The sequence below is a fragment of the Streptomyces sp. Y2F8-2 genome, from assembly GCF_014905555.1.
GTDB classification, from domain to species: domain Bacteria; phylum Actinomycetota; class Actinomycetes; order Streptomycetales; family Streptomycetaceae; genus Streptomyces; species Streptomyces cynarae.
Genome location: NZ_BNGS01000002.1, coordinates 696,389 through 714,577 on the forward strand (window position 1 = coordinate 696,389; position 18,189 = coordinate 714,577).

General features: G+C 71.8%; 17 protein-coding genes. 6 read left to right on the forward strand and 11 right to left on the reverse strand.

Annotated features, from left to right (window positions below; all coding sequences use genetic code 11):
* The first annotated feature begins 14 nt into the window (after positions 1-14).
* Positions 15-227: a DUF397 domain-containing protein gene (locus SY2F82_RS08500; protein ID WP_200418639.1), complete on the forward strand. Its 213-nt coding sequence runs from the start codon at positions 15-17 to the stop codon at positions 225-227.
* 161 nt (positions 228-388) lie between these two features.
* Positions 389-1,204, forward strand: coding sequence for an SAM-dependent methyltransferase (locus SY2F82_RS08505; RefSeq protein ID WP_200418341.1), 816 nt, complete (start codon positions 389-391; stop codon positions 1,202-1,204).
* Positions 1,205-1,422: 218 nt separating this feature from the next.
* Here SY2F82_RS08505 and SY2F82_RS08510 read toward each other — a convergent pair whose 3' ends face one another.
* The 4 genes from SY2F82_RS08510 to SY2F82_RS08525 form a co-directional block, all read right to left on the reverse strand.
* Entirely contained in the window at positions 1,423-2,385 is a 963-nt protein-coding gene (locus tag SY2F82_RS08510) for an ABC transporter substrate-binding protein (protein ID WP_200418342.1), read from the reverse strand.
* A 172-nt stretch (positions 2,386-2,557) separates the two neighbouring features.
* Entirely contained in the window at positions 2,558-3,226 is a 669-nt protein-coding gene (locus tag SY2F82_RS08515) for an ABC transporter permease (protein WP_200418343.1), read from the reverse strand.
* Positions 3,223-3,933 (reverse strand): ABC transporter permease, encoded by a 711-nt coding sequence (locus SY2F82_RS08520; RefSeq protein ID WP_200418344.1) that lies wholly within the window; start codon positions 3,931-3,933, stop codon positions 3,223-3,225. Before SY2F82_RS08520 ends, SY2F82_RS08515 begins: the two co-directional genes overlap by 4 nt.
* Entirely contained in the window at positions 3,930-5,060 is a 1,131-nt protein-coding gene (locus SY2F82_RS08525; RefSeq protein ID WP_200418345.1) for an ABC transporter ATP-binding protein, read from the reverse strand. Before SY2F82_RS08525 ends, SY2F82_RS08520 begins: the two co-directional genes overlap by 4 nt.
* 203 nt (positions 5,061-5,263) lie before the next feature.
* Here SY2F82_RS08525 and SY2F82_RS08530 point away from each other — a divergent pair, with 203 nt between their 5' ends.
* Positions 5,264-6,262 carry a cytochrome c oxidase assembly protein gene (locus tag SY2F82_RS08530; protein WP_374707140.1) on the forward strand — a complete coding sequence of 333 codons (999 nt, stop codon included), beginning with the start codon at positions 5,264-5,266 and terminating at the stop codon, positions 6,260-6,262.
* Between the two features lie 18 nt (positions 6,263-6,280).
* Here the strand turns inward: SY2F82_RS08530 and SY2F82_RS08535 are convergent, their stop codons facing one another.
* Together SY2F82_RS08535 and SY2F82_RS08540 are read right to left on the reverse strand one after the other, a co-directional pair.
* Positions 6,281-7,585, reverse strand: coding sequence for an NRAMP family divalent metal transporter (locus tag SY2F82_RS08535; protein ID WP_236041275.1), 1,305 nt, complete (start codon positions 7,583-7,585; stop codon positions 6,281-6,283).
* Complete coding sequence (locus SY2F82_RS08540; protein WP_200418347.1) at positions 7,582-8,949, reverse strand: magnesium transporter MgtE N-terminal domain-containing protein; 1,368 nt, start codon at positions 8,947-8,949, stop codon at positions 7,582-7,584. The genes SY2F82_RS08535 and SY2F82_RS08540 overlap by 4 nt, the downstream gene beginning before the upstream one ends.
* Positions 8,950-9,389: 440 nt before the next feature.
* Here SY2F82_RS08540 and SY2F82_RS08545 point away from each other — a divergent pair, with 440 nt between their 5' ends.
* Complete coding sequence (locus SY2F82_RS08545; RefSeq protein ID WP_200418348.1) at positions 9,390-10,274, forward strand: polysaccharide deacetylase family protein; 885 nt, start codon at positions 9,390-9,392, stop codon at positions 10,272-10,274.
* Positions 10,275-10,304: 30 nt separating this feature from the next.
* On the opposite strand, the gene SY2F82_RS08550 is transcribed toward SY2F82_RS08545, so the two are convergent.
* The 5 genes from SY2F82_RS08550 to SY2F82_RS08570 all read right to left on the reverse strand — a co-directional run bounded on the left by SY2F82_RS08550 (position 10,305) and on the right by SY2F82_RS08570 (position 15,213).
* On the reverse strand, positions 10,305-10,883 hold the full coding sequence (locus SY2F82_RS08550; protein WP_200418349.1) for an ATP/GTP-binding protein: 579 nt from the start codon (positions 10,881-10,883) through the stop codon (positions 10,305-10,307).
* Entirely contained in the window at positions 10,870-11,226 is a 357-nt protein-coding gene (locus tag SY2F82_RS08555) for a DUF742 domain-containing protein (RefSeq protein ID WP_200418350.1), read from the reverse strand. The genes SY2F82_RS08550 and SY2F82_RS08555 overlap by 14 nt, the downstream gene beginning before the upstream one ends.
* Before the next feature lies 1 nt (position 11,227).
* Complete coding sequence (locus SY2F82_RS08560; RefSeq protein ID WP_103838841.1) at positions 11,228-11,653, reverse strand: roadblock/LC7 domain-containing protein; 426 nt, start codon at positions 11,651-11,653, stop codon at positions 11,228-11,230.
* Between the two features lie 11 nt (positions 11,654-11,664).
* Positions 11,665-14,019, reverse strand: a complete 2,355-nt coding sequence (locus tag SY2F82_RS08565; RefSeq protein ID WP_200418351.1) for a nitrate- and nitrite sensing domain-containing protein — start codon at positions 14,017-14,019, stop codon at positions 11,665-11,667.
* A 183-nt stretch (positions 14,020-14,202) separates the two neighbouring features.
* Positions 14,203-15,213 (reverse strand): substrate-binding domain-containing protein, encoded by a 1,011-nt coding sequence (locus tag SY2F82_RS08570; protein ID WP_200418352.1) that lies wholly within the window; start codon positions 15,211-15,213, stop codon positions 14,203-14,205.
* 410 nt (positions 15,214-15,623) lie between these two features.
* Between SY2F82_RS08570 and SY2F82_RS08575 the strand changes: the two genes are divergently transcribed.
* Entirely contained in the window at positions 15,624-16,955 is a 1,332-nt protein-coding gene (locus tag SY2F82_RS08575; RefSeq protein WP_200418353.1) for a PP2C family protein-serine/threonine phosphatase, read from the forward strand.
* Positions 16,956-17,064: 109 nt separating this feature from the next.
* The gene (locus SY2F82_RS08580) at positions 17,065-18,144 is read left to right on the forward strand and encodes an MASE1 domain-containing protein (RefSeq protein WP_200418354.1); all 1,080 of its coding nucleotides are present in this window, start codon (positions 17,065-17,067) and stop codon (positions 18,142-18,144) included.
* The last annotated feature ends 45 nt before the right edge of the window (positions 18,145-18,189 follow it).

An 18,189-nucleotide genomic window follows, 5' to 3' on the forward strand; every position in this document is an offset into this window, starting at 1 on the left:
CGATACGCACCTGTATGCCGTCCCACGCCCTCGGCGCCCGCGGCTGGTCCAAGCCCTGGAGCGACGACGCGGGCGGCGCCTGCGTGGAGGCGAAGAAACTGGCCGACGGCAGCGTGGCCCTGCGGCAGTCCACGGACCCCGACGGCCCGGCGCTGGTGCTCAGCCGCACCGAGATGGCGGGCTTCCTGGCGAGCGTGAAGGCGGGCGAGGCCGACTTCCTGCTGTGACGCGCGGCCGCCCGCCGCTGCCGATCCTCTTTTATCTCTGCGCCCTGTGTGTCTGTCTCTGCGACCTCAGCAGAGCCTTCCTCTCCACCCATGACCGAGACCCCACGACCGAGACCCCACGACCAAGACCCCACGACCGAGACTTGGAACAGGAGACGGCGTTGCCCGACAACGGATGGCCGGCCGACCGCATCGACACCGAGAGCGCGCACTCGGCGCGCATCTACGACTACATCCTGGGCGGCAAGGACTACTACCCCGCCGACAAGGAGGCGGGCGACGCCATGGCACGGGAGTGGCCCGCCCTGCCCATCCACATGCGTGCCAACCGGGACTGGATGAACCGGGCGGTGCGCTGGCTCGCCGAGGAGGCGGGCATACGCCAGTTCCTGGACATCGGCACCGGCATCCCCACCTCCCCCAACCTGCACGAGATCGCCCAGTCGGTGGCGCCCCAGTCGCGGGTGGTGTACGTCGACAACGATCCCATCGTGCTCACCCTGTCCCAGGGGCTGCTGGCCAGCGCGCCGGAGGGGAAGACGTCGTACATCGAGGCCGACTTCCGCGACCCCGAGGCGATCCTGGGCGCCCCCGAGTTCCGGGAGACCCTTGATCTCGGCAGGCCGGTCGCCCTCACGGTCATCGCGATCGTCCACTTCATCCTGGACGAGGACGACGCGGTGGGGATCGTACGGCGGCTGCTCGAACCGCTGCCGTCCGGAAGCTACCTGGCGATGACCATCGGGACCGCCGAGTTCGCGCCCGAGGAGGTGGGCCGGGTGGCACGGGAGTACGCGGCCCGCAACATGCCGATGCGGCTGCGGACCATCGAGGAGGCCCACGAGTTCTTCGAGGGGCTTCAGTTGGTCGAGCCGGGGATCGTCCAGGTGCACAAGTGGCACCCGGACGGCACGGAGGAACAGGGCATTCGGGACGAGGACATCGCGATGTACGGGGCGATCGCCCGCAAGCCGTAGCCCATGGCCCAGCGCCCCCCGTCGAGCCGTAGCCCACGGCCCCGTGCTCCTCGTCGAGGCCGTGCGGCTACGACTCCACGAGCACGGCGAGGAGTTCGGCCGTCGTCGTCACGTCCGCCGTCAGGGGGCGGTCCTCGCGACGACGCGGGCGCCCGTCGCCCCGAAGGGCGCGGGCACCCGCGTCGACCCGTCCCGCGGTGGTGTCCGCGGCGTGGACGTCAGTCCAGGCCGACCGACTTCAGCCAGGCCTTGGCGACGTCGAGCGGGTCCTTCTTCTGGAGCTGCACCTGGGTGTCCATATCGAGCAGGGCCGCCGTGTCGAGCTTGGCCGAGACCGCGTTGAGCGCGTCGACGCCCTTCTGGTCGAGCCCGCTCTTGTAGACGAGCGGCTGCACGTTCTCGAACCCGAAGAGGTTCTTGGGGTCCTGAAGGACGACGAACTTCTCCTTGGTGATGGTCGGGTCCGTGGTGAAGATGTCGGCCGCCTGCACGGTGTTCTTCTTCAGCGCCGCCTGGGTGAGCGGGCCGCCCGCGTCCAGCGCTTTGAAGGACTTGAACTCCAGACCGTAGACGCTCTTCAGGCCGAGCAGGCCCTGCTGCCGGGTCTGGAACTCCGGCGAGGCGCCGATCACCAGGTCCTTGGCGACGTCCTTGAGGTCGGCGATGGAGGACTTCTCGGTGAGGTTGTACTTCTTCGCCGTGTCCTGGTTGACGGTGACGGAGTCCTTGTCCTGCGCGGGCGCCGGTTCCAGGAGCGTCAGCTTGGAGTCCAGCTTGGCGTTGATGGCGGCCGTGGTGGCGGCGACCGTCTTCGGGGCCGCGTTCTTGTCGAGGTAGGCCAGCAGCGCGCCGTTGTACTCGGGCAGGACGGTGATCGAGCCGTTCTTCAGCAGGCCGTACGTCGTCTCGCGGCTGCCGATGTTGGGCTTGTAGGTGACCTTGACGCCCTTGGCCTTCAGGGCCTCGCCGTAGACGTCGGCGAGCAGGATGCTCTCGGAGAAGTTGTTGGAGCCGACGACGACCGAGTCGCCGCTCGCCTTGCCGCCCTGGAGCGGGTTGTCGGACTTGGTGTCGGAGGACGAGGAACACCCCGCGAGCAGTGCCGCCGTGGCGGCGAGGGCGACGGTGGCCGCGCCGGGGAGTCTCCTGCTGGACGTGCTGGCGTTCGCTGTAGAAGTCACGGTTCCCGTTCCGGGCCGATGGGTTGGGGCTGGGCGTGCTGTGCTGTGTTGTGTTGTGTTGTGCTGGTGCGGTGTACCGCACTCCACTGATCCAATCCAGCTCGTTCTCGGTCAGTCAAGAGCAGCCGGGTCACCGATCGGCCTCGATGAGCGGGCAGTTGCCGCGTGTCGTTCAGGCGCTCCTGCGCACTCCCGGCGACACCGCGGTCCGCGACACCGCCCAGAACACCGTGAGCGTGGCGAGCGCCAGCACGGCCACCAGGGTGGCCCCGCCCACGACCTTCTCGTAGTCCCGCTGGTAGAGCCCGTCCACGATGTAGCGGCCGAGGCCGCCGAGGCTGACGTACGCGGCGATCGTGGCCGTCGAGACGATCTGGATGGCCGCCGAGCGCAGACCGCTGAGGATCAGCGGCAGCGCCACGGGCACCTCGACCTGGAACAGGATCCTGGGCTCGCTCATGCCCATGCCCCGCGCGGCGTCCACCGGTGAGGGGTCGACGGAGCGCACGGCCTCGTACGTGGTCACCAGGATCGGCGGCACGGCCAGCACCACCAGCGGGATCATGACCGGCAGCAGCCCGAGGCCGAGCAGCACGAACATCAGGACCAGCAGACCGAAGCTGGGCAGTGCGCGGGCGGCGGTGGCGACGAACGCGAGGACGTTGCCGCCGCGCCCGGTGTGGCCGGTGAGCAGACCCACCGGCAGCCCGATGGCGGCGGCGACGGCAAGGGCCGTCAGGGAGTACTGGACGTGTTCGAGCAGTCGTTGCGGAATGCCGTCGTAGCCGTGCCAGTGGGCGCTGTCGCTGAAGAACGCGTTGACGAAGTTGAGGACGTTCACCGGGGCGCGTCCTTAAGGGCGAGTGCGGACGGTTCGGGTCGTGCGGTGGCCTTGCGCCTCCTGCCGGTGCCGCGTGGCATCCACGGCGTCAGCAGGACGCGTACCAGAACGAGGAGGGCGTCGACGAGGATCGCGAGGACGGCCGTGGTGACCACGGAGTTCACCGCGAGGACGGGCCGGTGGTAGAACATCGCGTCGGCGAGGAGATTGCCGAGCGCGCCCTGGTTGCCGATGAGGGCGCCGACGCTGACCAGGCTGATGCTGGAGACGGTCGCGACCCTGAGGCCGGCCAGGATGGCGGGCGCGGCGATCGGCAACTGCACCTGCAGATAGCGCCGTACGGGCCCGATGCCCATGGCGGTGGCCGCCGCCAGCGTCTCCTGCGGCACCGACCGGACACCGTCGACGATCGCCGGGACCAGGACCACCAGGCTGTAGACGGCGAGCGGGATCATCACGGTGAGCTCGGTCTGACCGGTGTAGTCGATGAGCACGACGAAGAACGCCAGCGACGGGATGGCGTACAGGACCGTCGTCACACCGAGGACGGGCGGGTACAGCCAGCGGAAGCGGACGCACAGCTGGGCGATCGGCAGCGCGGCGACCAGACCGGCGAGGACCGGCAGCAGGGCCTCCCTCAGGTGCAGTCCGATCAGCCCCAGCCAGCTGTGCTGGAGGTCGCTCGGGATGTCGAAGAACCCGTTCATCCGGCGACCTTCGTGTCGCTGAGGCCCTCGGCGTGGGCGCTGCGGATCGCCTCGGCGATGGTGGCCTGCGAGACCACGCCGACCACCCGGCCGCTGTCGTCCACCGCGACGGCCCACCCGGTGGGCGAGAGCACGGCGCCGTCGAGCGCGGCCCGCAGCGAGTCCTTGCCGTGGGCGAACGGCCGCCCGTACGGCAGCAGCCTCTCCGGCGCGATGTCCCCGGCGGTCAGTTCGCCCGGCTCGCTCCAGCCGAGCGGTCGGCCGTCGAGGTCGGTGACCAGCAGGTACGGCACCTCGGGCGTGGCGTGGGAGGCGATCTGCCCGGCGGTGGAGTCGACGGCGACGATCGGGGTCTTGAGCAGCTGAAGGGTCTCGGAGGTGAAGAACGACAGCCGCCGGATGCCGCGGTCCGTGCCGAGGAAGTCCTCCACGAAGGCGTCGGCGGGGGACGACAGCAGTTCGGCGGGCGGTGCGAACTGGGCGAGCCGGCCGCCGGTGCGCAGAACGGCGACCATGGTGCCGAGCCGGATCGCCTCGTCGATGTCATGGGTGACGAAGACGATCGTCTTGCCCAACTCGTCCTGGATCCGGAGCAGTTCCTCCTGCAGGCCCTTGCGCACGATCGGGTCGACGGCGGAGAACGGCTCGTCCATCAGCAGCACCGGCGGATCGGCGGCGAGTGCCCGGGCCACGCCGACGCGCTGCTGCTGTCCGCCGGAGAGCTGGTAGGGGTACCGCTTGGCGAGGGAGGCGTCGAGCCCGACCCGTTCCATCAGCTCCCGGGCCCGGTCGCGGGCGCGGTTCTTGCTCCAGCCGAGCAGTCGGGGCACGGTGGCGATGTTGTCGACGATGGTGCGGTGCGGGAAGAGCCCGGCGTTCTGGATCACGTAGCCCATGGACCGGCGCAGGACGTTGACCGGCTGCTCGCCGATGTCGACGCCGTCGAGGGTGATCGTGCCCTCGCTCGGCTCGACCATCCGGTTGATCATGCGCAGGGTCGTGGTCTTGCCGCAGCCCGAGGGGCCGACGAGGACGGTGATCGAGTGGTCCGGTATCTCCAGAGACAGCCTGTCGACCGCCACCGTGCCGTCCGGATACCGCTTCGTGACTGAATCTATCCGTATCAAAACGCCGAATGCCCTTCGGGTGTGGCGGAGAGCGGCCTCAAGTCGGCCGACGCACGGGCCGTTGCGGGGAGAGTGTAGACGGCGTGTGTTGCGGCGCTGTGGCGTGCGGGACGGACCTGAGGGAGCCGACGGGGGCGGGCCGAAGGTGAATCCTTGACTTGCGGGTTTGCGCAAATCCGCAGGCGAGGGAGAGCATGACCGGCATGCCGCTGAACGAGATGGCCATGACGACGGCGAGCCTGCCGCAGCTCAGCACGGGGCGGCTGCTGTCCTCGTGGCACCTCGACGTCCCGGCGCTCCTCCTGGTCCTCCTCCTCGGCACGCTCTACGGCTGGGGCGTCCTGAGACTGAGACGCCGGGGCGAGCCCTGGCCCGCGGCCCGCACCGCGGCTTTCGCGCTGCTGGGCCTCGGCACGCTCGTCGTGGCGACCATGTCCGCGCTCGCGGTGTACGACCACGCGCTGTTCTGGCCCGCCGCGGTGCAGAACGTCCTGCTCGACCTGATCGCTCCCCTCGGCCTGGCGCTGGGCGACCCGCTGCATCTGGCGGTCCGCGCCCTGCCCGAGCGTGCCTCGGGGCGGGTGCGGCGGGCGATGGCCGGGCGGGTGGTGCGGCTGCTCACCTTCCCCCTGGTCAGCACGGCCCTGGTGCTCGCCACCGAGCTGACGGTGTACTTCACGCCGTACTTCGCGACCGCGCTGCGCCTCGGCTGGCTGCACGAGCTGATGTATCTCCACCTGCTGCTCGCCGGGACGCTGTTCGTCGTGCCGGTCCTCACCCACGAGGGGGCGCTGCCCGCCTGGTGCACGCACCCGGTGCGCGCGGCGCTGGTGTTCGTGGACGGGATCGTCGACGCGGTACCGGGGATCGTGGTGATGACCCACGGCACGCTGATCGCCGGCGCCTGGTACGTGCACCACGCCCCGCCGTGGGATCCGGACGTGCACCACGACCAGCAGCTCGGCGGCGGCGCGATGATCAGCATCGCGGAGCTGGTGGCGCTGCCCTTCCTGCTCGCGATCCTGGTGCAGTGGGCGCGCACGGAGCGCGCCCGGACCGTCGCGCTGGACCGCCGGCTGGAGACGGAGCTGGTCCCCGCGGCCCCCGCCCCCGGGCAGACGGCCGACGAGGACCGCGTACGCCCCTGGTGGGAGACGGAGGACAACGAGGTGGCCCAGCGCATCCGCCGGCAGCGGGACTGACTTGCTCACGGGGGGGACTCAGGCGAGGCCGAACCAGCCGAGGACGGTCTGCCCGAGCAGGATCGTGGACATGGTGGCCACGCCGACGACCACCGCGGTGGCGGCGATGCGGTAGCGGGGTCCGTTGGCGGCCGGTCCGAGCACGGTGCGGCGGTTGGTCAGCACCAGCAGGTAGACCAGGACGACCGGGCTGATCAGGCCCTGCAGGACCTGCGTGCCGATCAGCAGCCGGATGACGTCGATCGGGGTCATGGCCAGGGTGGCGCCCAGGACGATCTGGGCGGTGAACAGGCCGAGGAAGAGCGGGGCGTCGCGGAAGCTGCGCGAGACGGAGCGTTCCACGCCGGCGGCCTCACCGATGGCGTAGCTGGCCGACAGCGGGACGACGGCTCCGGCGAGCGCGGAGGCACCGATCAGGCCCAGCGCGAACAACAGTTCAGCGTTCTGTCCCGCGACGGGTTTCAGCGCCTCGGCGGCCTGGGCGGCGGAGTTCAGCGGACCGGTGCCGCCGATCGCGGCGGCGGTGGCGATGATGATGGTCAGGCTGATGACACAGGCGAACACCGCGCCGAGGACGGCGTCGGCGCGGATCAGCGGGTAGTCGGCGGGTTTGGCGCCGCGGTCGACGACACCGGCGGCGGCGTAGAACTGCATGTAGGGGCTGACCGTGGTGCCGATCAGGGCGACCGCGAGCAGGATGAAGTCCTTGCTCGGCTCGACGTGCGGGACGACGAGGTGGCGGCCGACCGCCGCCCAGTCGGGGTGGCCGAGGATCATCGCGACCGGATAGGCGAAGAACGCCAGCGACATGATCAGGAAGATGCGTTCGGCCCAGTGGTAGGAGCCGAACAGCACCAGCGCCCACAGCAGGATCGCGGCCGGCGGGATGACCGCCCACTTGGGCACCCCCAGCAGTTCGAAGGCGGCGCCGATGCCCGCGAACTCGCTGACGACCAGACCGGTGTTGGCCAGTAGCAGGCAGAACACCGCGAGCGCGGTCAGGCGCAGGCTGAACTGTTCGCGGATCAGGGCGCCGAGGCCCTTGCCGGTGTACGCGCCGAGGCGGACGGCCATCTCCTGCACCATCACCAGGGCGACGGTCACCAGGACCATGAAGAACAGGGTGCCGTAGGCGAACTGGGAGCCGGCCGAGGCATAGGTGGCGATCCCGGCCGCGTCGTTGCCGGCGTTGGCCGCGACCAGCCCGGGGCCCGCGATCGCGGCGACCATGGTCAGGCGGCGCCATCCCGTGGGGCGGGCGGCGGGCGCGCCGGTGGTGCCCGGTGCCGTGGTCGTCGGGGGCGTGTGAAGGTCGCGGGTCACTGGAGGAACCTCCTGAAGTGCACGCGCCCGCGTTCGGGCAGCAGGGCGTCGAGCAGGTCGTCGGCCAGGATCCGGCCGAGGGGACGGTCGGTGTCGTCGACCACCAGCAGCGAGGAGGCGCGGGCGGCGACCAGCTGGTCGGCGGCCTCGGACAGCGGTGTGTCCGCGCGCACGGTGACCGGAGGACCGAACTGGGCCCGCCAGGCCACCAGATCGGCCACCGGGGCCGCGTCCTCGGCCACCGCCAGGTCGAACAGCGCCATGTCGCACAGCAGCCGGCCCTCGTCGTCCACGACGGCGACGGCGTCGATCTCGGTACGGTGCTCGGCCTGCTCGGCCAGCCGGGCCCGCACCTGGGCCACGGTCGCGTCCCGGTGAACGGTGATCAGCAGGGTGGTCATGGCGCCGCCCGCGGTGCCCTCCCGGTGCGCCAGCAGCCGGCGCAGCTCCGCGGACCGGTCGTCCGGCATACGGGTGAGCAGTGACTCGCGTTCCTCCGGGGTGAGGTCGCGCAGCGCGTCGGCCGCCTCGTCCGGCTCCATCTCGTCCACCAGCCGGGCGGCGTGCTCGGGCTGCGCCTCCCGCAGCAGGGCCTCCAGCTCGGCCGGTTCCATCTCCTCCAGTGCGTCGGCGGCCTGTTCGGGCTCGAGCCAGCCCAGCAGTTGCTGCCGTTCGGCGCGGCCGAGGTCCTCGAGGATGTCGGCGAGGTCGGCCGGGCGCAGCCGGTGCAGCGCGGTCCGGGAGGCGCGCAACCGCACCTCGGGCGGCCCCTCCGTGGCCTCCTCGGCGAACGGGGCCACCGCCTGCCAGTCCAGGACCCGCTCGGGAGTCGGCCGGGCCTGCCAGCGGCGCGGGCCCAGCCGGCGCAGCAGGGTGGGCAGCGAGACGTCCACCCCGACCAGGACGACGCGGTCGACGAGCGGCGCCAGGTACAGGTCGGCGGCGCGCGTCACCTGGACCCCGTCCACGTCGACCAGTTGGTGGTCGAGGACGTCCCTGGCCAGCAGCGCCTCGCCGGGGCGGCGGGAGAAGTCCCGCAGGTCCACTCGGGCGGCGCGCAGCCGCACGTGTCCGGCGTGCACCTTGCCGATGGCGTCGGCGGCCAGGAAGGTGCGCCGCCGCCCGATGCGCAGGATCAGCCCGGTGACGGGCGGGTACGACTCCGCCCCGTAGAGCCGGGCGACGACGTCCACGAGGCGGCCGACCTCCTCGCCGGCCTGGTTGGTGACGGGTCCGCCGACCAGTCCGGCCAGGGAGACCAGGGAGCCGCGGACCGCCTTGGAGGCGGTGGCGCGTCGCTCCAGACGGACGCGGCGGTCACGCAGCCGGGCGCCGGTGGACATGAGCAGCGTGTGGGAAGCCATGAGGAACACCCCCTCGCCCCGTCGGGGCGGGGCACCGGGCGGCCCGTGGCAGCCGCCTTCCCGCTGGTGCGCACACGACAACACGCGGCCCGGCGGGGCCGCGTGCGGCACCGGCTCGAGTCGCCGGGCGGTCAGCGGGGAAGCACGTGCTGCCCCGGGCCGCGGAAGGACGACCAGGACAACGCGGAACGGGGCCGACTATGGCCCGGACTACTGTCCATCTCGCCTCCTCCCGGTCCCGGCGTCGGAGCTGATGCCACGGCAGGCGACGTCTGCGCGGCCGGTCAAGGGTACGACGCCGCATGGTGCCACCGGGCGGTGTGACCGGATTGTTGGGGAACCCTTACCGGTGCCTTTCCGGTCGTGGATCTTCCGCCCCGTACGGTTGCGGTGGTGCGGCGGCTGTCCGTCGCCGACCTTTCGACCAGCTGGGAGTGTGGATGACGACCGGTCGCCGGGCCGTGCTGGCCGCCATGGCGTCCAGCGTGCTCGCCGGATGCGCGGGCCGGAAGAGCGCGACGAGCGGCGGGACGCCCACGTCCGGCCCGCCCGGCGCGCCCGCACCGAACGCCACGGCCACCCCGGCGCCCACCCCTTCGGCGACGGCGACGGCGACGGCGGTGACCCGTGCCGAGATCGTGGCCCGCTACGGTCATGCCGTGCCGCACACCTGGGGCTTCCAGGCCCCGGGGGTGGTGCACACGCTGCCGAAGGGCAAGCGTGAGATCGCGCTGACCTTCGACGCCTGCGGCGGCCCGGGCGGCGACGGCTACGACAAGGCCCTGATCGACTTCCTGCGCAGCCGGGAGGTACCGGCGACCCTCTTCATCAACTCCCGCTGGATCGACGCCAACCCGGCCCTCTTCCGCCGGCTGGCCGCCGAGCCGCTGTTCGAGATCGCCAACCACGGCACCCGGCACCGCCCGCTGTCCGTCACCGGGCGCTCCGCCTACGGCATCCCCGGCACCCGGGACGCCGGAGAGGTCTACGACGAGATCGCCGGCAACCGGGCCGAGCTCACCCGGCTGCTGGGCGCCCCGCCGCGCTTCTTCCGGTCCGGCACCGCTTACTGCGACGACGTCGCGGCACGGATCGTCACCGACCTCGGGGAACGCTTCGCGAGCTTCTCGGTCAACGGAGACGGCGGCGCCACCTTCACCCCCGAGCAGGTGCGCACCACGGTCGGGTCCGCGCCCGGCGGCTCCATCGTCATCTGCCACATGAACCACCCCGAGGGCGGCACCGCCCGGGGCATCGCCGCCGCGGTACCGCGGCTGCTGGCGAACGGTCGCACCTTCGTACGCCTGTCGGACGCGCTGGACTGACGGAGCGTCGGGGCCCTCGGCCAGGCCCAGTCACACCACCGAGGCGATCAACTGGTCGATCAGGGCGATGAGGACGTCCCGGCACGACTCGCGCTCCCGCGCGTCGCACAGCAGCACCTGGACGTGCTCGGGCAGCGCCAGGGCCTCCCGGATCTCCTCGGGCGGGTAGGGGTGCTGCCCGTGGAAGCCGTTGACGGCGACGACGAAGGGGATGCCGCGGCGTTCGAAGAAGTCGATGGCGGCGAAGCTGGACTCCGGGCGGCGGACGTCGATGAGCACCACGGCGCCGAGCGCGCCGATCGCCAGGTCGTTCCACATGAACCAGAACCGCTGCTGACCGGGCGTGCCGAAGAGGTACAGCACGAGGTCCCGGCCGATCGTGATGCGGCCGAAGTCCAGGGCCACGGTGGTGGCCCGTTTCTCCTCGATGCCGGCGAGGTCGTCGACGTCCAGCCCGGCGGTGGTGAGCGGTTCCTCGGTGCGCAGCGGGACGATCTCGCTGACCGACCCGACCATGGTGGTCTTGCCGACGCCGAAGCCCCCGGCGATGAGGATCTTCACCGTGTCGGGGGCCGGCGCCGGAGGGGTGGCGGTGTCAGAGCCGGCCAAGGCCGTCCCTCACTTTCTGCAGCAGTTGAAGGTCCGGAGTCCGGGAGACGGGGTGCGGCGGGCGGATGGTGATCCGGCCCGCCTCCAGCAGATCGCACAGCATGATCACGACCACGCTCACCGGCAGATCGAGATGGGCCGCGAGCTCCGCCACAGCGATCGGCTCCGCGCACCGCTTCAGGATCCGCGCGTGCTCGGGCTGGAGCCGCGGCGCCCACGCGGGCGGCGGGTCCACCGCCGTCACCGTCGTGATGAGGGTGAAGTCGGCGCGGCTGGGCCGGGTCCGTCCGCCGGTCAGCGTGAACGGCCTGACCAGCCGGCCCGCCGCGTCGCCTCCGCTCACCTCACTCGCCGCTGTCGGACGCGCCGACGCCCGCACGCGGTGCCGCGCTCAGGTGCTCACCGATCTTCTTCACCAGCATGTTCATCTGGTACGCCACCACCCCCACGTCGGCGCCCGGGCCGGTGAGGACGGCGAGGTGGGCGCCGGGCCCGGCCTGGGTGAGGATCAGATAGCTGTGGGCCATCTCGATGAGTGCCTGGCGCACCGGGCCGCCACGGAAGTCCATGCTGACGCCCTTGCTGAGGCTCATCAGGCCGGACGCGGTCGCCGCGAGCCGTTCGGCGTCGTCGCGGACGAATCCGGTGGAGTGGCTGACGACCAGTCCGTCCTCGGAGAGCACCACCGCGTGGGCGACCCCGGCGACCCGGTCCACGAGTGAGGTGAGCAACTGGTCGAGCTGGCTGTGCGTGGCAGGGGAGCGTGTCATGTCGGTGTCCTTCACGAGCGGTCGGCGAGCGGTGTGGACTTCGGTGCGGCCCCGGGTGCGTCGGCCACGGCGGGCTCCTCCTGGTCGTACTGCTCCAGGGCGCCCTCGTCACGCGCCCGCAGCGTGCCGCGCTGGAAGCCGGCGAGGGAGGAGGCGGCGCGTTCGGCGGTGAACTCGTCGAGCACACCGTCCCCCTCGGCGGGCGCGGCCTCCTCGAGCAGCTCGGCGGCCAGGCTGGTCTGCGGCACCCGGCGCGGCAGCGGGGGAAGCCCTCCGGAGCGCCCGGCCTCATCGCTGTGCACGGCGTCTTCCCTCCGGGTGGGCTCCCGGCGCCGGGCGTCGGCCGCGGGAGCGGTCCCGGTGGTGCGGGCCGCCGGGCGGGCGTGCCGGGGTTCCCGGGCGGGCTCGGCGTCGGTCGCCTGTGAGGTTCCGGGTGCCTCGCGCACCACGATGTCGTGCGGGACGAGCACGATCGCCGTGGTCCCGCCGTACGGCGACGGGCGCAGCGTCACGGCGATGCCGTGCCGGGTGGCGAGGCGGGCGATCACGAACATGCCGAGCCTGAGGTCGTCGGCGAGGGCCACCACGTCGAACTGCGGGGCCACCGCCAACTGGGCGTTGAGCTGGGCGTAGTCGTCCTCGGACATGCCGAGGCCGCGGTCCTCGATCTCGATGGCGAGGCCCTTGGCGACCAGTGCGGCCCGCACCTCGACGGGGCTCGGGGCGGGCGAGTACACGGTCGCGTTGTCGATGAGCTCGGCCAGCAGGTGGATCAGGTCGGCCACCGCGGGCGGGGACAGGTACACGTCCTCGTCGGTGTGCACCTCGACCCGCTGGTACTCGGCGACCTCGCCGACGGCGCTGCGCACGATGTCGATCAGCGCGACCGGTTCGGTCCAGCTGCGCCGGGGCTGCTCGCCGCTGATGATGACGAGGTTCTCCTCGTAGCGGCGCAACTGGCTCGCCGTGGAGTCCAGTTCGTACAGCCCCTTGAGGACGTCCGGGTCCTGGTGCTGTCTCTCCAGCGCGTCCAGCTTGCTGAGCTGCAGGTTGACCAGGTTCTGGCTCTGCCGGGCGATGCCGAGGATCACCTTCTGGAAACCGCGCCGGGTCTCGGCGAGTTCGACGGCGGTGTGCACGGCGGTGCGCTGGGCGGTGTTGAACGCCTGTGCCACCTGGCCGAGTTCGTCGCGTCCGTAGTCGAGCGGTGGCGTGGCGGACTCCACGTCGACCTTCTCGCCCCGCTCGAGGCGGGCCACCACGTCGGGCAGCCGCTCCTCGGCCAGGGAGAGCGTGGCGAGCCTGAGCCCGCGCAGCCGCCGGGACAGGGAGCGGGTGATACGCCAGGACATGCCGACGCACAGCAGGAGGGCGGCGAGCCCTCCCGCGCTCAGCGAGCCGGCCTTGACCAGCAGACCGTGCGCCGTGGCGCCACTGCGGTCGAGGAGCTGCGCCGTCTGCTGCCGGATCAGCGCCGTGTACTGGTCGGCGAGGGTGTTCATCGCGGTGCTCCACCGCTGCCGGGCGTCCGGCAGTGCGATCCCGCGCGCGCCGGACGCCGTCCGGGCCGCGAGCACCTGGTCCTCGACGTTCTGCAGGGTCGCCCACTCGGGCGACTGGAGGATGCGCTCGGCCTGTGTCTTCATGCTCCCTTGGAGCGAGGGCACGATCTGCTCCTGGACCAGCCAGCGGCGGGCGTGGACCAGTTGCATGAACCGGTCCCACGACGCGTCGTCCATGTGGCGCGACGGCCAGGCCAGGGTGAGCTCCGCGTCCTCCTGGGAGGCCAGCTCCGCGGCGTTCTCCAGCGCGACCAGCGGGCCCGCCTGGGAGGTGAGGTCGCCGTCGTCGACCTGGGAGAGCTCCTGGAAGGCCTGGATCTGCCGGCCGATGATCGCGGTGTACTGGTCCAGCGCCTGCTGGGCGGTGATGTCCGTGGGACGGTCCACCTGGTCGCGGTAGTACTCCAGGCTGCCCACCGAGGCGACGACGGAGTACATCGGGTCCTTGATGCGCGAGGGCGCCCGCTTGATGGCGTCGGCCTGCCCGGTGAGCTGCGCCACCGCCGCGTCCGTCGCCCTGCGTTGCGCGTCCAGGGCGGCCCGGGAGCCGTGCGGGGAGGCCAGCCACGCGGCGGACAGCTGCCGCTCCCGCTGCAGGGCGAGCGCCGCCTCGGTGCCCATGGCGCCGGTGGACCGGCTCAGTTCCGTCTGCGCGCGCAGCCGCAGCCCCTCCGAGAACATCTGGGTGGTGGTCACACCCCAGACGGCGGCGAGCGTGACGCTGGGGACCAGGGCCAGGAGGATCAGGGAGAGGCGTATGGAGCCGAGACGGCGCCGGATAGGTGTCGGTGTCCGTCGAGACATCGTGGTCCTAGAGCGGTCCATGGGTACGGGGAAGGGGGACGGACGCGAGGGGTGAGCGCGTGTCCGGTGCGACACAGGGGTGCGCAGGATGTTATCCGTCCGTGTGACCTGGCGCACCGACAGGGACCGTATCGTTTCGGCGTTTCTTGGGACCAGCGCCTGCTTGGGGCACCGGGTGGCCGCTCAGCGGGTACCTCCCGCCGCGTACTTCGCCACCGAGGTGATGTTCGCCTTGGTGACGAAGGCCGGACCGGTGAGCACCGGCGCGGTGCCGCCGCCGCTGACGTTGCCGTTGGTCTTGTAGAGCCACAGCGAGTCCACGGCGAGGTAGCCCTGGAGGTAGGGCTGTTGGTCCACGGCGAACTGCACGTTCCCGTTCTGCACGACCTTGACCAGGTCGGTGTTGAGGTCGAAGGTGGCGACGCGCGCCTTGCTGCCCGCCTGCTGCACCGACTTGACCGCGGCGAGCGCGAACTGCGCGCCCAGCGTGACCACTTCGTCGATGGTCGGGTCCTGCCGCAGCTGGGCGGCGACGGCGCCGGTCACGGCGTTCATGTCGGTGCCGTCCACGTAGAGCAGGTCGGTCCGGCCGCCGAAGGCCTTCTTCACCCCGGCGCAGCGCGCTTCCAGCGCGACGTTGCCGCGCTCGTGGATGACGCACAGGGCGTGCTGGGCGTGGAGGTCGTCCAGCTTGTCGCCGACGGCGCGGCCCGCGACGCGCTCGTCCTGGCCGAAGTACTCCAGTACGCCCTCGGAACGCCAGGCGTCGATCCCGGAGTTGAGCCCCACGACCGGGATGCCCGCCGCCCTGGCGTCGGCGATCGCGCCCTTCATCGCGTCCGGCTTGGCCAGTGTCAGCGCGATGCCGTCGACCCGGTCCTTGACCGCGTCCCGCACCAACTCCGCCTGTCCCGCCGGGTCCGGGTCTCCCGCATACGTCAACTCGGCGCCGTCCTTGGCCGCGGCCGCCTCGGCGCCCTTGCGCACCAGCTCCCAGAAGGCGTCGTCCTTGGCTCCGTGGGTGACCAGGGCGACCTTGAGCCGGCCGGGGCCGGACGCCTTCGCGTCGGCGTCGGATCCGGCACCGCCGAAGCCGGAGCAGCCGGCCAGCAGCAGGCAGGCGGCGAGGGCGGCGGTCAGGGCGGTGCCGAGCGGGGCTCTGCGGGAGCTGTGCGGAGGGGGAGGGGTCTTCATGGGGGTGCGGCACCTCGCTGTGCAGCCGAGCCAGAGGACGGCGGTCGTACGGGAAGAGCGGAGTGAGCCGGGGACGATCGGCTCGGTGGCTCGCGCTGTGCCGGAGCCAATCGCGGGTGACCGCCTGTGGTCAAGTGAGTGACCGCCGGTAGTCGGCTGTTGCTGCCGCATTGTGATGATCTCCGCCACGCGGACCTGGACACCGGCCCCCGGACTCCCGGCCCGCGCGGCCCGCCCCGGCGGCACCCTGGGCGGCCGGCCTTTCGGGCGAGGGCGACAACATGTAGCTTTTGCGGTGATACAGGTGGTTTGCACTGCCGGGGCGTGCCATGGTGCCGTCCCGTTCGATCACGGTCGTGCCAGGAGGCCGGTGTGTACCGTCCGTGTGAGTGGCCGCAAGGGCGTCCGTCATGACCGGACCGAGGCGGCCACCACGGCAGGCGCACACCTACGACCTGCGTCTGCGGCTGCGCGACGAGCTGGCCCGGATCGACGAGCAGTTGCGTGCCCTGGTCGCGGCCATGGACCGGCTGCAGGGGCTGCTGGACGCCGTGGTGGCGATCAGCCGGGAGGTGGAGCTGCCCGGGGTGCTGAACCGCATCGTGACCACCGCCATGGAGCTGGTGGGTGCCCGCTACGGGGCACTGGGAATCCTCGACGAGTCCGGTGAGTCGCTGAGCGAGTTCATCGCCGTCGGCCTGTCCGAGCAGGAGTACGCCCACCTGGTGGCCGAGGTCGGCCTGCCCGAGGGCCGGGGCCTCCTCGGGCACCTGATCAGCCACCCCGAACCCCTGCGGGTCGACGACATCCCGGCGCACCCGTCCTCCGCCGGCTTCCCGCCGGACCACCCGAGCCTGCACACCCTGCTCGGCGTGGCCATCACCGTGCGCGGCGAGATCTACGGCGACCTCTACCTGTCCGAGCGGCGCGACGGTCGGCCCTTCGACGTCCATGACGAGAACATCGTCGTCGCCCTGGCCGGCGCCGCCGGCATCGCGCTCGAGAACGTCCGCCTGTTCGAGCAGGTGCGCAACACATCCGAGAAGTTCCAGCGGCTTCTGCTGCCGGCCCTGCCCGATCTGCGGCCGTTCACCGCCGCCGCCATCTACCGGCCCGCCGCCGAGCCGAGCCGGCTCGGCGGCGACTGGTACGACGCCATCCTGCTGCCCGACGACGCGGTGGCGGTCGTCATCGGCGACGTGGTGGGCCACGATCTGGAGGCAGCCGCTGCCATGGCCTCCACCCGCAACATGCTGCGCGCCCTGCTCTTCGACCGGTGCACTCCGCCGAGCGCGATCCTCGCCCAGCTCGACCGCACCGTGCAGGGCATCACCGACACCCCCGTCACCACCACGACCCTGGCGCGCATCGAACCCGACGGTCCGGGGTGGCGACTGCACTGGAGCGCCGCCGGCCACGTCCCACCCCTGGTGATCGCCCCCGGCCGGAAAGCGGAGTACCTGTTCGCCGAGCCCGGACTGCCCCTCGGGGTCGACACCGGGCAGGCCCGCCCCGACCACATCCACCCACTGCCACCGGGCAGCACCGTGGTCCTCTTCACCGACGGTCTGGTCGAACACCCCCGCCGGCCCATCGACGAGTGCCTGGACGAGCTCGCCGGTCTCGCCACCGCCCATGCGGGCCTGCCCCTGGAGGACTTCGTCCACGCCCTCGCCGACCACGGCCCCAGCGACGGCCACGACGACATGGCCATCCTCGCCGTGCGCACCCCGGCGCCCTGAGGAACACCCGGAAGCAGGCGCACCCCGCTTCGGTCGGTCACCGCATGGTGGATCGCGAGCCGCCGACGGACGATGGACTACGGGGGGCGAGCCGATGGGAGGACACCCGATGTCCGTCGCGCGGCACGAAAGACTCCGGCGCGGTGCAGTGACCGCCCTGGAGATCTGCGTCATCGCCGCGCTGTACTACGCCTCGGGCAGGCTGGGGCTGCTCCAGCAACTGGTGCGCGGCCAGGTCACCCCGCTGTGGCCGCCGACCGGGATCGCGGTCGCCGGGCTGCTGCTCCTCGGTCCCCGGGTGTGGCCGGGGATCGCACTGGGCGCGTTTGCGATCAACGTCTCTCTGGGGCCGTCGATCCCCGCCGTGCTCGCGATCGTGGCCGGGAACACGCTCGCGCCGCTGTGCTCGTACGCGCTGCTGCGTCGCGCCGGGTTCCGCACCGAGATGGACCGGCTGCGCGACGCGCTGGCGCTGGTGTTCCTCGGGGCCTTCACCGGCATGCTCCTCAGCGCGACGGTGGGCGGCTGCACCCTGCTGCTCGCCGGTGCGCTGTCCACCGGGGCGTTCTGGCCGACGTGGTCGGTCTGGTGGACCGGCGACGCGATGGGGGTGCTGCTGGTCGCGCCGGTCCTGCTGGTGCTGCGCTCCGCGCGCCGGCCGAGGGACGTGCCGCCGTCCCGGTGGCTGGAGGCATCGCTGCTGCTGGTGACCACCATCGGCGTCGGGTTCCTCGAGGCCGGTCGCGTACCGCTGCTCTTCCTCGGTCTGCCGGTGCTGATCTGGGCGGCCTTCCGCTTCCAGCGGGCCGGGGCCGCACCCTGCGCACTGGCCGTCTCGACGTTCGCCATCCTCGCCGCGGCGCGCAGAACGGGCCCCTTCGCGGGTCAGCACCTGCTCATCGGCATGATCACGCTCCAGGCCTTCAACGGCTCGGTGGCGCTGACGGCGCTGCTCCTCAGTGCGACGATCAGCGAGCAGAGACAGAACCGGATGGAGATCGAACAGGCGTGCCGACAGCTCGCCGAGATGGTGACGAGAATCGCGCCGGAGGAGGCCGAGAGCGCGACGAGGCTCGACAGCGAGGAGAACGGAGCCGGGGACGACGAGCGCCCCCGGAAACACCGCCGTCCCTCGGCAGCCGAAGCGGAGGGACGGGACCGCTGGGGCCACCACCCCCGCCCCCCTTGACCACCGGCCCGGTCGGTCATCCTTGTACCGACGGCTCAACGGGCG

Bases quoted from the DNA above. Each gene is read 5' to 3' on its own strand.
- SY2F82_RS08520 (WP_200418344.1), bottom strand. From the start codon at position 3,933: ATGAACGGGTTCTTCGACATCCCGAGCGACCTCCAGCACAGCTGGCTG.
- SY2F82_RS08570 (WP_200418352.1), bottom strand. From the start codon at position 15,213: ATGAAGACCCCTCCCCCTCCGCACAGCTCCCGCAGAGCCCCGCTCGGC.
- SY2F82_RS08560 (WP_103838841.1), bottom strand. From the start codon at position 11,653: ATGACACGCTCCCCTGCCACGCACAGCCAGCTCGACCAGTTGCTCACC.
- SY2F82_RS08500 (WP_200418639.1), top strand. From the start codon at position 15: ATGCCGTCCCACGCCCTCGGCGCCCGCGGCTGGTCCAAGCCCTGGAGC.
- SY2F82_RS08580 (WP_200418354.1), top strand. From the start codon at position 17,065: ATGTCCGTCGCGCGGCACGAAAGACTCCGGCGCGGTGCAGTGACCGCC.
- SY2F82_RS08575 (WP_200418353.1), top strand. From the start codon at position 15,624: ATGACCGGACCGAGGCGGCCACCACGGCAGGCGCACACCTACGACCTG.
- SY2F82_RS08540 (WP_200418347.1), bottom strand. From the start codon at position 8,949: ATGGCTTCCCACACGCTGCTCATGTCCACCGGCGCCCGGCTGCGTGAC.
- SY2F82_RS08545 (WP_200418348.1), top strand. From the start codon at position 9,390: ATGACGACCGGTCGCCGGGCCGTGCTGGCCGCCATGGCGTCCAGCGTG.
- SY2F82_RS08565 (WP_200418351.1), bottom strand. From the start codon at position 14,019: ATGTCTCGACGGACACCGACACCTATCCGGCGCCGTCTCGGCTCCATA.
- SY2F82_RS08530 (WP_374707140.1), top strand. From the start codon at position 5,264: ATGCCGCTGAACGAGATGGCCATGACGACGGCGAGCCTGCCGCAGCTC.